Origin of the sequence: Ulvibacterium marinum (assembly GCF_003626755.1) — a bacterium.
Taxonomy (GTDB): domain Bacteria; phylum Bacteroidota; class Bacteroidia; order Flavobacteriales; family Flavobacteriaceae; genus Ulvibacterium; species Ulvibacterium marinum.
This window is the reverse complement of record NZ_RBCJ01000003.1, coordinates 998,478-1,013,381: the sequence shown is the minus strand read 5'-3', so window position 1 is coordinate 1,013,381 and position 14,904 is coordinate 998,478. Positions and strand designations below refer to the sequence as shown.

Annotated in this window: 15 protein-coding genes; 14 read left to right on the top strand and 1 reads right to left on the bottom strand. The window is 39.3% G+C overall.

Annotation, left to right across the window (positions count from 1 at the left end; genetic code table 11):
• The first annotated feature begins 21 nt into the window (after positions 1-21).
• From D7Z94_RS17570 to D7Z94_RS17530, 9 genes are all read left to right on the top strand, one after another.
• Positions 22-855: a sugar phosphate isomerase/epimerase family protein gene (locus D7Z94_RS17570; RefSeq protein WP_120712861.1), complete on the top strand. Its 834-nt coding sequence runs from the start codon at positions 22-24 to the stop codon at positions 853-855.
• Between the two features lie 66 nt (positions 856-921).
• Positions 922-2,571, top strand: coding sequence for an N-acyl-D-amino-acid deacylase family protein (locus tag D7Z94_RS17565; RefSeq protein WP_120712860.1), 1,650 nt, complete (start codon positions 922-924; stop codon positions 2,569-2,571).
• Between the two features lie 117 nt (positions 2,572-2,688).
• A complete protein-coding gene (locus tag D7Z94_RS17560; protein ID WP_120712859.1) occupies positions 2,689-3,582 on the top strand; it encodes an SMP-30/gluconolactonase/LRE family protein in 894 nt (297 codons plus the stop codon).
• A 180-nt stretch (positions 3,583-3,762) separates the two neighbouring features.
• Positions 3,763-5,079 (top strand): pectate lyase family protein, encoded by a 1,317-nt coding sequence (locus D7Z94_RS17555; protein ID WP_120712858.1) that lies wholly within the window; start codon positions 3,763-3,765, stop codon positions 5,077-5,079.
• A gap of 168 nt (positions 5,080-5,247) precedes the next feature.
• Entirely contained in the window at positions 5,248-6,273 is a 1,026-nt protein-coding gene (locus D7Z94_RS17550) for a serine hydrolase domain-containing protein (protein ID WP_120712857.1), read from the top strand.
• Positions 6,274-6,513: 240 nt separating this feature from the next.
• Entirely contained in the window at positions 6,514-7,311 is a 798-nt protein-coding gene (locus D7Z94_RS17545; RefSeq protein ID WP_147415923.1) for a hypothetical protein, read from the top strand.
• Between the two features lie 340 nt (positions 7,312-7,651).
• Positions 7,652-8,053 (top strand): hypothetical protein, encoded by a 402-nt coding sequence (locus D7Z94_RS17540; protein ID WP_120712855.1) that lies wholly within the window; start codon positions 7,652-7,654, stop codon positions 8,051-8,053.
• A 463-nt stretch (positions 8,054-8,516) separates the two neighbouring features.
• Positions 8,517-8,951 (top strand): lipocalin family protein, encoded by a 435-nt coding sequence (locus tag D7Z94_RS17535; protein ID WP_120712854.1) that lies wholly within the window; start codon positions 8,517-8,519, stop codon positions 8,949-8,951.
• Between the two features lie 394 nt (positions 8,952-9,345).
• Positions 9,346-10,296, top strand: a complete 951-nt coding sequence (locus D7Z94_RS17530) for a bifunctional helix-turn-helix transcriptional regulator/GNAT family N-acetyltransferase (RefSeq protein WP_120712853.1) — start codon at positions 9,346-9,348, stop codon at positions 10,294-10,296.
• Positions 10,297-10,469: 173 nt separating this feature from the next.
• Here D7Z94_RS17530 and D7Z94_RS17525 read toward each other — a convergent pair whose 3' ends face one another.
• Positions 10,470-10,904 carry a cupin domain-containing protein gene (locus D7Z94_RS17525; RefSeq protein ID WP_120712852.1) on the bottom strand — a complete coding sequence of 145 codons (435 nt, stop codon included), beginning with the start codon at positions 10,902-10,904 and terminating at the stop codon, positions 10,470-10,472.
• A 72-nt stretch (positions 10,905-10,976) separates the two neighbouring features.
• Here D7Z94_RS17525 and D7Z94_RS17520 point away from each other — a divergent pair, with 72 nt between their 5' ends.
• The 5 genes from D7Z94_RS17520 to D7Z94_RS17500 all read left to right on the top strand — a co-directional run bounded on the left by D7Z94_RS17520 (position 10,977) and on the right by D7Z94_RS17500 (position 14,897).
• Complete coding sequence (locus D7Z94_RS17520; RefSeq protein WP_120712851.1) at positions 10,977-11,570, top strand: TetR/AcrR family transcriptional regulator; 594 nt, start codon at positions 10,977-10,979, stop codon at positions 11,568-11,570.
• A gap of 237 nt (positions 11,571-11,807) precedes the next feature.
• Positions 11,808-12,647: a DUF6503 family protein gene (locus D7Z94_RS17515; protein ID WP_120712850.1), complete on the top strand. Its 840-nt coding sequence runs from the start codon at positions 11,808-11,810 to the stop codon at positions 12,645-12,647.
• A 415-nt stretch (positions 12,648-13,062) separates the two neighbouring features.
• Positions 13,063-13,512 (top strand): ASCH domain-containing protein, encoded by a 450-nt coding sequence (locus D7Z94_RS17510; protein WP_245967237.1) that lies wholly within the window; start codon positions 13,063-13,065, stop codon positions 13,510-13,512.
• Positions 13,513-13,572: 60 nt separating this feature from the next.
• Positions 13,573-14,211 carry an outer membrane beta-barrel protein gene (locus tag D7Z94_RS17505; protein WP_120712848.1) on the top strand — a complete coding sequence of 213 codons (639 nt, stop codon included), beginning with the start codon at positions 13,573-13,575 and terminating at the stop codon, positions 14,209-14,211.
• A gap of 68 nt (positions 14,212-14,279) precedes the next feature.
• Positions 14,280-14,897, top strand: coding sequence for an L-2-amino-thiazoline-4-carboxylic acid hydrolase (locus D7Z94_RS17500; RefSeq protein ID WP_147415922.1), 618 nt, complete (start codon positions 14,280-14,282; stop codon positions 14,895-14,897).
• The last annotated feature ends 7 nt before the right edge of the window (positions 14,898-14,904 follow it).

The window sequence follows — 14,904 nt, the reverse complement described above, 5'->3', positions numbered from 1 at the left end:
ACGAATTCCTAAAACCGAAGCATGCAAACACGAAGAAGCTTTTTACAAAAATCGGGAGGATTGGCAGTAGGCACCTTGCTTCTACCCTCTTTTACATGGGCATGGCCCGGAACACAAAAATTTGGGGTACAATTGTATTCCTTTCGTGACGCAATGGCCAAGGATGCCAAGGGCACCTTGGAAAAAATCGCTTCCATAGGGATTACCGAAATTGAATCGGCCCGGAGTAAAAAAGGGCATTATTATGGTCTGTCGCCCAGAGAGATGCAATCCACTTGCAAAGCTCTTGGGATGAAATTGGTGAGTGGGCATGTACATCTGGACGATAACTTTCAAAAAACCATGGAGGAGGCCGTGGAAGCGGATCAGGAATATCTTATCTGTTCCTCCATGCCCTCCAGGGGACAGACCGTAAGCAACTATAAAAAGGTGGCCGACGATTTTAATAAGGCTGGGGAGGCCTGTAAAAAAATGGGATTGAAATTCGGGTATCACAACCACGAATACGAATTTGAGTCACACAAGGGGCAGGTTTTATTTGATGTACTCATGGATAATACCGAAACCAATCTGGTGCATATGGAACTGGATCTGGGTTGGGTAATCGTGGGGGGTAAAGATCCCTTGGACTATTTCCAGAAATATCCGGGTCGCTTCCCTTTATGGCATTTAAAGGATATGAATATGCGAAAAAAGGAAAGTACGGAATTTGGCAAAGGTGGATTGGATATCCCTACTATGATGGCCCACCAAAAAGCATCCGGCGTCAAACACATTTTTATAGAACAGGAGGAGTATGCCAGTACCCCCTTGGAGAGTATGCAACATAATATGGACTATCTAAATAAACTATAAAACAGAACGGAGGGTCGATCCAAAGTTGACCAAACACCTTCTATCACAAATCTTGAAATACATAACATGAAAGACTCCCGCTCCCTCTTTTTCATTTTGATGAGCCTGCTCTTCATGGCCTGTACATCGCCCAAAACCTATGATGTCCTTATTAAAAATGGACAGATTTATAATGGTTCCGGCGAAAAATCCTTTAGAGGGGATATTGCCATCAATGCCGATACGGTTGCAGCAATTGGGCAGCTTAACGGTGCAAAAGGCAATTTGGAAATCGACGCTACGGGGCTGGCCGTTGCCCCGGGCTTCATTAATATGCTCAGTTGGGCCAATGTTTCGCTGATCGAGGATGGGCGTTCGCAGGGAGATATCCGGCAAGGGGTTACCCTTGACGTGCTAGGTGAGGGACATTCCATGGGACCTTTAAACGATGCCATGAAGAAGGAGATGAAAGCGGGCCAACAGGACATTACCTATGACATTCCTTGGACCACTTTGGGCGAATATCTAGAGTTTTTGGAGAAGAAGGGGGTATCTACCAACGTCGCTTCCTTTGTAGGCAATGGTACCCTGCGCCAATACGTAATGGGGTATGAAAATCGAGTGCCCAACGAATCCGAAATGGATACCATGAAATATTTGGTGAATCAGGCCATGGAAGAAGGGGCCGTAGGGATGTCCACCTCCTTGATCTATGTACCCAGCGGCCATGCCCAGACCAAGGAAATTATTGAATTGGCCCAAGAAGTTGCCAAACACAATGGCATGTACGTGTCCCATATCCGTAGCGAGGAAGGGGATTTGTTGGATGCCGTACAGGAGTTGATCACCATTTCCCGGGAAGCTAAAATCTCTGCCGAAATCTATCACTTTAAGGCTTCGGGCAACGCCAATTGGCATTTGTTGGATAGTGCCATACAATTGGTGGAGGATGCCCGTACCGAAGGATTGCCCATTACCACGGACATGTATATGTACAATGCCAGCTCCACAGGACTCAATGTGGTGCTCCCGGCATGGGCAAAAGAAGGAGGTCACGACGCTACCATGAAGTTGATAGCACAACCGGACCAGCGCAAAAAGATGATGGCCGAAATCGATTTTCATGTACCACCGGAAAAAATCCTTTTGGTGGGGTTTCGCAATAAGGAACTTCGAAACCTTATTGGTAAGACCTTGGCAGAGGTTGCCGAAGAAAGACAAAAATCACCCAACGAGACTTTGGTGGATCTAATTTACGAGGACGATAGCCGGATTCAAGTGGTCTACTTTTCCATGTCCGAGGACAATATCAAAAAGAAACTCGCCCTACCCTATATGAGCATTTGCTCGGATGCCGGCTCCTATACCAATGAGGGCGTTTTCTTGGAGCAAAGCACCCATCCCAGGGCCTATGGTTCCTTTGCCCGCTTATTGGGGCATTATGTTCGGGAGGAAAGGGTGATTCCTTTGGAAGAGGCCATTTATAAACTGACTACACTCCCCGCCACTAATTTAAAGATTAAAAAGCGTGGTGCGCTACAAACGGGATTTTATGCCGATGTGGTGCTGTTCGATCCCGAGACCGTAACGGACAATGCCACCTTTGCAAAACCCCATCAGTATGCCACCGGCGTACAACATGTATTTGTAAACGGCACCCAGGTGTTGCAGAATGGAGAACATACGGGAGCCTTCCCGGGACGGGTGGTCCGCGGCCCCGGATGGACCGGTAACTAAATAAGCTTAGATCCTCCCCTTAGCCAAGGGGAGGTGGCTTTCGACCTTTTTGAAAGCCGGAGGGGTTTGGTCTAATCAAATTTCTATTCGTACATTACCATATTAAAATCAAATCCAATGAAAAAGCAATACTTCACAATCCTCGTTCTCCTTGTTTTAGGTGTCCACGGCAAGGCCCAGGAAAACAACCTAGTCGCAGAGGGAGCCGAATTGACCTTGGTCGCCGAAGATTACGACTTTACGGAAGGCCCTGCCCTTGCCCCGAACGGCGATGTCTATTTTACGGACCAGCCCAACGACCGTATCTTAAAATGGGATGCCACAACGAATTCCGTGGAAACCTATCTGCAACCTTCCGGGCGTTCCAATGGGCTTTATTTTGACCATGACGGCAATCTGCTGTCCTGTGCCGATGAAAAGACGCAACTGTGGCGCATTGATACCGAAAAAAACGTCACGGTTTTGGTGGAGGATTTTGATGACAAAAAATTGAATGGCCCCAATGACCTTTGGGTAGACCCCAATGGCGGTATCTATTTTACCGATCCATTTTACAAAAGACCCTGGTGGACACATGAGGAACCGGAGCAGGTCGCCAAACGGGTCTATTACCTCACTCCGGATATGGGGGAGGTCCGTATCGTGGCCGAGGATTATGTACAGCCCAATGGCATCATTGGTACGGCGGATGGAAAAACGCTCTATGTCGCGGATATCGGGGACAAAAAAACCTATTCCTATACGATGAATGCAGATGGTAGCCTGACCGATAAAAAACTTTTCGCCGAATTGGGCTCCGATGGAATGACGGTAGATAACCAGGGCAATGTATACCTAACCGGGGACGGGGTGACTGTTTTTGACAAAACTGGGCAGCAAATCCACCATATTCCCATACCCGAAAAATGGACGGCCAATGTAACCTTTGGCGGACCCAAGCAGGATATTCTTTTTATTACGGCTATGGACTCGGTCTATACCTTGGCCATGCAGGTGCACGGGGTACGGTAGAAACACGCACTGCAAAGAATTTTGTTTGTTTTGTAGGGACAATTTTAGGAGCGCCATTGGGATATCTATAAATTACACTTTCCATCGGTTTCACACCCATATGGGCGTATAAAGATGTATTTTATAGCTATATAAATAAGTTGTGCCGCATGCAAGCCTACTTTAACTAAAATTGAAATTGTGAGAAAACTAATTTTAACAGGAGTATTTTCAATACTGACTTTGTTTTATGCATGGTCTCAACAATTAGCTTTCCCTACGGCAGAAGGATATGGTAAATATACTGTTGGTGGACGTGGTGGAAATGTATTTGAAGTTACAAACCTGAATGATTCAGGGAAGGGAAGTCTAAGGGCAGCATTAGAAGCTAAAGGGGCTAGAACAGTTGTCTTCAGAGTTTCGGGTACGATAACGGGTAATTTTAGCATCAAAAATGACAGCATAACTATTGCTGGACAAACGGCACCAGGTGATGGAATATGTATCAAAGGAAACCTATCAACAGATGCCAATAATATAATCATTCGTTATATCCGAGTAAGGTTTGACCCTTCCATGGGCGAAAATGACGGAATAGGTGGTAGGTATCATAAGAATATTATTTTTGACCATATTTCGGCTAGTTGGAGTACCGATGAAACTATGACACTTTACCATAATGAGAATACAACCGTTCAATGGTGCATAATCGCAGAAGCTTGCCCCAAAGGCACCACAGATGAACATCGATTTGGGGGTATCTGGGGGAATAACTATGGTACCTGGCATCACAACCTTTTTGCTCATAATGCAAGTAGAAACCCACGTTGGGCTTCTGGTTGCGGCTTTAACGATTATAGAAACAACGTACTTTATAATTGGGAATATGCGAGTAGCTATGGAGGCGAAGCACATCAGAAAGGAGATAGACGTAGACCACCTATTGAACATTCTACGATTAACATGGTTGCGAATTATTATAAACCAGGACCTGCAACAGACATAAAAGTGAGGAACTGCATTATAGATCCTTCATCACGGGATGCAGATGCAGATGCCGGGAAATGGTGGGTTTCTGAAAATGTCGTTGAAGGAAGCCCCGAAGTTACTGATAATAACTTGTTGGGTGTAACAAAAACAAGTTCGGCGTATAAACTCAATGAACCATGGCCTGCAATAGAAATTAATCAACAAACGGCAGAAGAAGCTTATAAAGCTGTACTAAAATATGCGGGTTGTTCTTTACCTAAACGAGATAAAGTAGATGCAGATATTATAGATGATGTTCTTCGTGGAACAACAAAATATGGGATTAAGGGTATTATTAATATTCCAAGCGATGTTGGTGGTTGGCCTGAATTGAAAAGTACCTCCGCTCCTATTGATACTGACCATGACGGAATACCTGATTACTGGGAAGACAAAAACAAGCTAGACAAACAAAACCCAGATGACCGCAATTTAGTCGCCCGAGATGGATATACTATGTTGGAAAAATATTTAAACAGTATAAATTAAAAGCACGACGGCACAACAACGAACTGAGTTAAAAAATAAGTTCTTTTAGTTCAATTTCGACACATAGTCTTCCTCTCGCAATCAGAGATCGCTCGCCGGAGACAAGAACGAAATCATGGCCAGGACCATTATGAGCAATTAAATAAGGGCAACTAGTCCTCAGATAAAATGAGAAATAAGCGAACCAAACAAATATTTAGAATAGTATTATTGCTAGGCACTGCAATCTCCTTGTTCTTTGTGCCACGGATATTGGTGAAAGCATGGATACTTCCACTACCGGATACAGTCCAAGAACAAGTAGATGAAGCCATTGGACATGGGTTTGACGGCATGATCGTTTATGTGGACCAAGCAGGAAAACTACCAGAATATTACACAGGTGGTTGGAAAGATAGAAAAAATAAAATACCGGCCGACCCAAAATCATTGTTCAAAATTGCCAGTATTAGCAAGTTATATAGCGCTGTAGCAGCTACTAAATTGGTTAAAGAAAAGCGTTTGTCTTTTGATAAAACACTCATTGATTATCTTCCAGAACTTAGAGGTAGGATTGAAAATGCTGAAGAAATTACCTTGAGGATGATGATTCAACACCGTTCCGGTATTCCAAATTTCACAGATAATCCAGATTATTGGGAAAACGAACAGGAAAATGGCCAAAATGCCTTGGATTTTGCTCTCGACCTACCAGCCAGTTTTAAACCTAATGGAGGATATGAATATTCAAACACGAATTATTTATTGCTTCGTAGGATTATGGATGATGTTTTAGGGTATGGCCACAATCGGTATGTCAAAGAGAAAATATTGATTCCCCTAGAGTTGAAAAACACCTTTTTTTCGATTACTGAAGTCGATTTAGATGATGTTATGAGTGGATATTATGTGGGATATGAGGAAGATTTTAAAGCTCGTGAATATGGGATGTTGGCTACAGCTGAAGATGTGGGTATATTCTTGCGAGCCTTAAACGATGGTTCGGTATTTGACGAGGGAGAAAGGGAAATCTATCCTTATGAATACAATCATGGAGGTCTAGTTATTGGCTATCAAAGCCTTGCAGAATACCACAAAGATATAGATGCGGTTGTAGTTCAATTTATTAATACAACCGATTTTGAGGGATACGAATGGAACTTATCGGAAATTACAATTAACCGAATTGTAAAAATCTTAGAAAAGAAAAACTAGCCACAACAAAACCTATGCGCAATACCCTTCGGGATACTGCGTATAGCCAAACCGTTAGAGCACATTCAGCTGAAGCTGACTTTTTTGCTCCGTGCCAAGGCACTCCCGCCCAAAAAGAAATGTGCTCTAACGACATTTTAATTTTCCATGAAATACCTTCTAACATTCATCCTAATCTTTACGATTTCGTGCAAAAACTTTGAAAATAAAAACGAGGCTAAACTTCTCACGAATGGTGAAATGAGTAAAATTCGTGACTTTGTTAAAGTGCTGAACACAGCTCTAAAAGAATATAATTATGATTTTATTCGGGACTCTTGGGATCATGGTCTGTTTCGAAAAAGAGTCACGAATTTGAATTCCACTGAACGTGGAGTTTTCGATTATATCTATGAATCAGAATTGGCCAAGGACATTGAAAATGCGAATATTGAGCTAATCAATCAAATTAGGCATTCTTTCGGAAAAATGACCCAAGTAAAAACTAATTTTGTGGACGGGAATCATGCTGAGTTGACCTATCTAATGGAGCTGGACTCTCGATTTTATTTTATAAAATACCGAATCGATATATGGGACAAAAAACCAAAACTCTCGGATATCTATTTCTTTAAAGAGGATAAGTGGATGAGCGATGGCGTAAAGGACATGATCAGACTTAATTCCCGATATACTGCTATGTCCAAGAATAGACATGATGCCAATAGAAGTTACTACAATTATCAGAAAGCATTGTCCAATGGAGATACGATCACAGCTTTTCAAGAGTTGAATAACATACCTGAAAGTCATCAAATCACCAACGACATAAGGATTGCGAGAATCAATCTTGCCGCCCATCTAAACGATTCCATATTTAATGAAGTCATAAATCGAGAATTAAGGACAAACCAAAACGTGTATATAGACTATCTCATTGGCCTGTACCTAAATGATTCGCTAAGAAATATGGAATCTTCAGTAAAAGTTGCCAGAAAAATCGGAATCTCCAGAAAATTACTTGATTCACTTCATAGAAAAGGATTGTACTGGAATTAAAAAACGTTCGGTAACAATGGAAATCGCTGCACAAGCCTATATTTTTTGGAATATTGAACCCATATAAGCCTCTTCTAGAGGCTTTTTTCTTGTCAAGCCGATACCGTGGTCAACTCAGTTCGAAGCCTTTCCATTTTTTAGGGAAGGCTACAGGAAAGGTAAGACTACAAAGTCATGCGCAAGCAGCGGATTGTTTTGGGGTATTTTATGTTTAGTTGCGCATATATTCGCAATCACTATTTTTTTGATAAACAGATTCCAAATAAAATAATAGACAATATTCTCTATTCATTGTCGTTTTGGAATAAATCATTTAAACAAAACCCCCAAATTAAAAATCATGAAAAAATCAATTTTATTATTATTTCTTGCAACTGGATTCTTTTTTACTTCGTGCAATAAAGACGATAGCGATTCCAATAATTCCGACAACTCATCTCTTTTAGATAAATGGTGGTTTGATTCAAACAATGTTATTGCTGACATTTATTTTCATTCAGATGGTAAATATGAACAGAGAATAGTTTTATTAGGAAATGAATTTACTGGATCTGGTGATTGGGCTTGGGAAGATGAAAATTCTGGAATAATGAAAATCGAAAATCTTGAAGGTAGCGGACAAATTGCTACATCTGTTTGGTTTAAAATTTCTGACATACAGAAAAATACATTCGCATTGCAACAATCAATTAATGGAACAGACTACACAAAGGAAGTATTTTATCAAGATACAGAAGAATAAAAATCTTTTGCCAACACCAGTAACCGTCATACAAACAACTGATAATTTACAAGCCCCTTTAAGGGGTTTTTTTACACTTTGGTATTGCAAAACCAGGACTTAAAAATTGGACGGAAAACAGAACTTGAAGGTGGCTTGTTTACGCAGATGTGTCGTAATCGGTTATAACAATGAATCCTATGAATGGCCATAGTCTGGTTCTCCCAAACCTGCCTGCCGAAGGCAGGGATAGCGAATATGTTCTTTTTGATTTAAGCCACTTTTTTCGTTTTCGTATAACTTGCTACGTGACCTATATGGGATACACTTCTTTCCCTATTCACCGCATCCGTTCTGAAGCATCCTTGTTGCGAGAAGTATTATATTGGATTTAATAAATCCTAAATAACTATGTAGACAATATTCTCCATAAACTGTCGTTTTGTAATAAAATATTTAAACAAAAACCCCCAAATTTAAAATCATGAAAAAATCAATCTTATTCTTATTTCTTACAACTGGATCATTCTTTACTTCGTGCAATAAAGATGAAAGTGAGCCAAAAACGGACGTAGATCTAATAGGCACTTGGACTTATATCGCGTATGTCGATGATGATGAGGGAGAAATACAGGCCGATGAGTGTGATGGTCAAGATTCGCTTACATTTATGAGTGATAATACTTTTAATTTCACGTACCACTACAATTTTGATGAAGAAGTCGGATGTTACAAAGCTCAAGATGCTATCGGTTCTTGGGAATATATATCTGACGGGGAAATTGAGCTTGATTATAGTAATGGAAATAATGTAGAGCCCAACAACCAGAAAACTCCTTTTGAAATTTCAGGAGATATTCTTACGTTAACAAAAGATGAAGGGTATGGAGTATTCCTAGAAAAGTACAAGAAAAAATAAATGCCCAATACCATCAACCAAAGATTAAAGGCCCGAAAAACGGGTCTTTTTTGGTTTTTGTCAATTTTAATCCAAACCAGTACACTTTTTATGAAATATGAAATTGAAAAATAGTGTTCTTTATCATTATTATGATGTTTATCGATTCCCTATTGGCCTTCTTTTTAGGTGCCACTATCCCAGGGATTTTGTTACTCTTCTCTTCTTCTATTTTTGGACTGGATGGGATCAAAAGCATGAAATAAAAATTAGTTGTTAGCAATGGTTGGGTTTCTGCGCGAAATCCTAATTAAATAGCTTTAGTAGCAAGCCAAAAGGAATATTTCTGAAAAATAATTACAAGTTATGAAATACCTTTCATATTTTTATGAAAGTACTTTTATAAACTAAGGATATGACAGATATACTAAATGAGTTAGGATATCTTGCGGGAGCTTCAAGATTTCGGAGAATTAGCGAAAAACTGCAAAAAGATGGAGATAAGATCTATTCCGATGCAAATATTAAGTTCAAGGCAAGTTGGTTTTCAGTATACTACGTTTTGGCAAAATCCAATTCCCCTCAGACCATACTTGAAATCTCCGAGCAAATTGGCTTTAGCCATATTACCGTTAAGAATATTTTACGTGAATTAAAAAAAGAAGAATTAGTTGGTATTAAACCAAACCCCAACGATAAACGCTCCAAATTAGTTGAACTATCCAAAAAAGGGAAAGAACTACAGAAGGAACTTGAACCTCTATGGCTTTCGTTTTCAAATATGCTCAAAGACCTGTTCTCTATAGGACATCCGGATATGATTGGCATTTTGAACAGACTTGATCGAGAAATCAATACTAAACCAATTCATCAACGGATTCATCGACCCAGAGGCGACTTTGTAAAAATCATAGACTATAAGCCGAGTCTGAAAAATTATTTTTATGAATTGGCAGGTCCTTGGTTATTGGGTGTTTTGAACGGAGCTTTGGAAGAAGATGATAAATTCACTTTGCACAATCCTGACAAAGCTTATTTGGAAAATGGTGGCTTCCTCTTTTATGCACGGTTCAAAAGTGAAATAGTTGGATGCGTTGCCCTAAAAAGATTGGATAAGGACACCTTTGAGTTTGCTAAGTTGTTCATTGACCCAAACCACAGAAAACTTGGAATAGCGACAAAACTAATCGAACGATGCATAGGCCGTTGCTTGGAAAATGATGCTAAAGAACTGTGGTTGCAAACCACGATGAGTATGCCTCAAGCACACAAACTATACTACAAACTCGGATTTAGCGATAAACTGGCACCGCCCCAAATGGATGTACTGGAAAGAACAGAAAAAATTATGTGTCTTTCACTTTGATTCACATTCTTGGTTATACCGTCTTAAGAATCAATTTAGTTTTAATGACAATGAAAAACATCTTTCTATGAAGATTATCCCGGTTGATTGCTAGTTTAAATTGTTTACAATGTTATTTATTCACCAACATCCATTACTAGTATAAAACCTTACCGTTAATAATGAGCTGTAACTTAAATCCTAATAATCATATCAAATTCCGCGGCAGTCGTTATCACCTTATTAATAATTTCTGGAGCAAGCGATTTGTCACTAGCATTTTCTTCATTTTCAGGGATGCCCATTTGCTCGAAAAAATCCCTGAATCCCTTTGGGCTATGGATATTTACCCATTTGCAGGGTCTGTCGCTCTTGTTGGAAAACGTGTGCAAGGTTTTGGGAGGTACGTCCACAGATTCTCCTGCCTTTACGACCATGGTATCGCCATTGACCATAAACTCCATTTCACCTTCAATGATCAGGAATGATTCCTTAAAAGAATTGTGCAAATGTGGTGGCGGGCCTTGGACTCTAGCTGGTGTTTCTGCTACCATTAGGTCATAATCTCCCGTAGTTTCATGGGGTGTTATCTTATGACCGAGTACCCATTTAGTTTTGGTTGAATTCATTTTATGAGATATTTGTCTCACAAACATAAGGGTAAATTTTTCTTTATCCAAATTTTATGAGATATTTGTCTTATGAAAGATAATTACATCAACAGTGGTAGGACAAATCAAAAAATTGAGACCAGAGGTAAAATTTTAATCAGTGCCCAGTATTTTTTAAACAAGGGGCTAGCGTTTAATCTAGAGGATATTGCGAAAAGAACTGGAGTTTCCAGAGCAACAATCTATAGATACTTTTCGAATGTAGACGTATTGGCAGCGGAAGCCGCACTCGACGTTAGCACCAAAAGTCCGGTAACAATTTTTGAAAACCTTCATGGCAAGACCGTTGAGGATAAGGTCCTTGAAATTCAGGACTACTACAACACTTTGGCCACAAACCATGAAAAGTTGTTTCGAAAATACTTGAGTACCGTTTTGGATTCAGGTACTTCAACCCAGAAAAGGGGAGCAAGAAGGAAAAAAACTTTGCAATTGGTACTTGAGAACACAAACTATACCTCCAAAGAAAAAAGGAATCTTTCAAACCTTCTTACTATTCTAATGGGGATTGAACCTCTTATCGTTACGAAAGATGTTTGCGGTTTAAGTGATGATGAATCATTCGAACTTTTAAAATGGGGTATGGAATTACTACTTAAGGGCTTTAACAGCTCTAAAAAATAAAAACTACGCATAGTGATGGATTTCATCTGTTGCGTCAATCCCCAAACTCCAAAAAAACACAACAGTTTATTAGAATGTTAGCTCCTGGGTACAAAAAGTCCTTTCGCTGACTTTATGGTTTCTGGTAAAACACAGGTTTTAGTTGGTTTCATGCCTATTGTGGCTTATAAAGCTGTATTTTATGGCTATGTAAACAAGATGGGGTACATTATGAATTAATTGATTCTATACTACTTTATGAAAAATATGATTACTTACTCCTTGCTATCCCTGTTTTTATTTTTCATAAAGAAAACTACGCAACTAGTACTTATCATCTGTATTTCAGGTAGCCTATTTATTTCTTGTAAATTTTCAAAAGAAAAGGAAAAAATTAACGAGGACCCAAAAAAAATCACAGCTTTAGAAATCGTAGAAAACTCGATTAATTGGGCTGGAACAATTGAAAAATGGAAAAACATAGCCTCTTTGGAATATACCAAAAAAACAAGATTACTCTTGGAGAATGGCCAAATTGAGTCAGAAGTAACCCAAAGACACCACTATGTACTAAGACCTCATAAAAGCATAAAAATATCATGGGTCGTTAACAAGGATAGCTTTCTAATTGTTCATAATGATCTCATTTCCCAAAAATTTAAAAACGATAGCATTATTGAGCAGGGCGATAACGTAAAATCAGCGGTTAACAGTTCACTTTACGTGGTAGGAATGCCTTTTAAACTTTTGGATACAGGCACGATCCTTACCTATGAAGGGCCAAAATTTTTAAGCGCCGCCGATACTGTACACACCGTTAAAGCGACCTATGAACCAAAGAAGCATCAAAATCATTCCACCAAAGACGAGTGGTGGTATCATTTTGACAAAAACAATGGGGCTTTGGTAAGCTTGATGGTCTATCACAAACCAACATACGCTTTAATAGAAAATGTATCCGTTATTGAGAAAGAAGGTCTGATCTTTCCGGAAAGGAGAAAAAGCTACAGATGTAATGAACTTGGGGAAAAACTCTTCCTGAGGGCCGAATTCTGGTATGAAGATTATTCAATTGAATTTCTAAATAACCAAGATTAGCCTATAACACATTATTTTTCAACCATTTATTGCGCAGCTTAAACAACCCTGTTTTATAATTGGCCCAACTAATTTCGTTTAATCAAAAAAATCATCATTCAAACTGTAACTACGATGACTTTATTATAGCTTCCGTTAAATAATGCAATAACATGCCATTAGTTAAACCAAAAGTAATTTGGCCACGTTCTCCCGTACTTCGCTATATTTAAACAGATTTAAGCTCAACGCGACCACATTTAGCCCTGCGTATGGCATTAAACCAAAAGAATCCATGAAACAACTAACAATAGTCTTGTTCTTGATTGTTATAAGCTGTAAAAATGAACAGAAAGTCCAAAATGAAAAGGAAATGGATTCGGACACACAAACTATAGCGAAAACTGAAAACGGAATTGATAAATCCGTCTACGAAATGTGGAACGACTATGTTGAATCAAATCCTGAATTTAAAGACCAAGAAATCCCGGAATCCGATTTTTTTCATAACAATAGAAACGATGCGAATCGACTAGCGGAATTAACACTAAAAGGTAAAAAGAAAGCTTCTTCAGGTTTATTGAGTTTGTATAAACAATACAAAGTTGATTTACCCAAAGTTGGAACAAAACAAATATTAACGGATTTTGATGGCCGAGCACAAGCAATAATTGAAAATACAAGAGTAGATACCATTCCGTTCAATGAAATTTCCAAAGAATATGCGGAAATGGATATGGGAACGGACACTCAACCTCTTGAGAAATGGAAAAAAGCGCACTGGGACTTTTTTGAGAGCTTTTTAAAAGAAAACGGAAAGCAGCCGACCGAAGAAATGCTAGTAGTGTGCGTTAGATTTAAAACCATCTGGCCGAAAAAGCAGTAATGGCATCAACGGCTCCTATGAAAAGATCAAGTTAAGAAAGCGTTATACAAAATTTTGAAAATGCGGTTTTTAATCACTTTTTCACCCTTTTTATTCTGCATTTCTGTACTACAGGCACAGGAGGTTCCAAGTCGATTCCGGCTTGGGTTGTCCGCTAGTCTTGAGGAAAATGTAAGTTCCAAGAGAATGGCCTTTAGTGAGTATACAGGCTTTTCGGTCAATTATGACAGGACCAACTATAGGCTTGGGGCAATCGGGGAGTACAAATTAAAGAGCCACCTTTCGATTAATGTAGCTATTCAGTATTCAAACAAAGATTTTACCGGAACCTATTTTTGTGATGTCTGTGACTTTGCCGTACCTCCAAGTCCAGAGGATGTCGATTTTGCTTTTATCGAAGTTCCTCTTACCGTAAAATACTATTTTCTTCCGAATACCGTCCGATTGTTCGGAGAGGCCGGAATCAACAATCTGTTCGCCTTGGACGATGTGGGTTATGAGGCAAGAATGAATCCATTGACCATTGGATTTAAAATTGGAGGAGGAATTGAATTGGGTTTAAACGAAAAAATCGCTCTACAATTGCTATTTGACTACAACAACAGCCTCACCAAACTTTTTAAGGATTCCTATTTTGAAGATCCGTATTTTATGTTACGGTCTTTTAACTTTGGAATCGTACTACTGAAAAGAATATGAGAACATTGGTTAAATCAAGAAGCAGCAAAGTAGTTGATAGTGATTATACTTAAAGAAACCTTCATGTTGTGAAGCACAAGAGGCATTTTAGAAAAATTTTGACTCGAAAATTTCCGGAATTGTACGACTCGATTTTACAGGATACAGAGAATCGCTATTGGCAAATTTCAAAGGATACAAATTTTTCAAAAAAGTCAACCAACCCGCTCGACAAGAGATTGGACCTCATGGCCTATTTTTTGGCCACAATCCTAACACTTCGGGAAAAGCGATTCGACTTTCAGACAATAAAATCGGTTTGTATGGAAATCGCCTTGGAATTTGTAAGGCCCAAAAACGGACTTCAAAAATGGTTAAAAAAACTTCCTCCAAAGCTTATCGATACGCAATTATCCCACTTATTCCTTAAAAGGATGCACAAAAAAATCAGCCGGAAAGGGCATGAGGACGGATTTCGTGCCGAGCTGATTACAGACAAAAAGGAAACCTATGGATTGGGATATGGCATTGACATTCTGGAATGCGGTATATGCAAATTGTTCAGCAAGTATAAGGCGCGGGAATATACCCCAATTTTATGCGAAGTGGACAAGATAACCTCAAATTTGGCAGGACTGGAATTGATCCGAAAAGGAACTATAGCCAATGGTGCCGATAAATGTGACTTTAGGTTTAAAAAGAAATGAAATCATT

Coding starts and splice junctions, on each gene's coding strand:
- D7Z94_RS17570 (WP_120712861.1), top strand. CDS start 22: ATGCAAACACGAAGAAGCTTTTTACAAAAATCGGGAGGATTGGCAGTA.
- D7Z94_RS17565 (WP_120712860.1), top strand. CDS start 922: ATGAAAGACTCCCGCTCCCTCTTTTTCATTTTGATGAGCCTGCTCTTC.
- D7Z94_RS17560 (WP_120712859.1), top strand. CDS start 2,689: ATGAAAAAGCAATACTTCACAATCCTCGTTCTCCTTGTTTTAGGTGTC.
- D7Z94_RS17550 (WP_120712857.1), top strand. CDS start 5,248: ATGAGAAATAAGCGAACCAAACAAATATTTAGAATAGTATTATTGCTA.
- D7Z94_RS17545 (WP_147415923.1), top strand. CDS start 6,514: ATGAGTAAAATTCGTGACTTTGTTAAAGTGCTGAACACAGCTCTAAAA.
- D7Z94_RS17540 (WP_120712855.1), top strand. CDS start 7,652: ATGAAAAAATCAATTTTATTATTATTTCTTGCAACTGGATTCTTTTTT.
- D7Z94_RS17535 (WP_120712854.1), top strand. CDS start 8,517: ATGAAAAAATCAATCTTATTCTTATTTCTTACAACTGGATCATTCTTT.
- D7Z94_RS17530 (WP_120712853.1), top strand. CDS start 9,346: ATGACAGATATACTAAATGAGTTAGGATATCTTGCGGGAGCTTCAAGA.
- D7Z94_RS17525 (WP_120712852.1), bottom strand. CDS start 10,904: ATGAATTCAACCAAAACTAAATGGGTACTCGGTCATAAGATAACACCC.
- D7Z94_RS17520 (WP_120712851.1), top strand. CDS start 10,977: ATGAAAGATAATTACATCAACAGTGGTAGGACAAATCAAAAAATTGAG.
- D7Z94_RS17515 (WP_120712850.1), top strand. CDS start 11,808: ATGAAAAATATGATTACTTACTCCTTGCTATCCCTGTTTTTATTTTTC.
- D7Z94_RS17510 (WP_245967237.1), top strand. CDS start 13,063: ATGTGGAACGACTATGTTGAATCAAATCCTGAATTTAAAGACCAAGAA.
- D7Z94_RS17505 (WP_120712848.1), top strand. CDS start 13,573: ATGCGGTTTTTAATCACTTTTTCACCCTTTTTATTCTGCATTTCTGTA.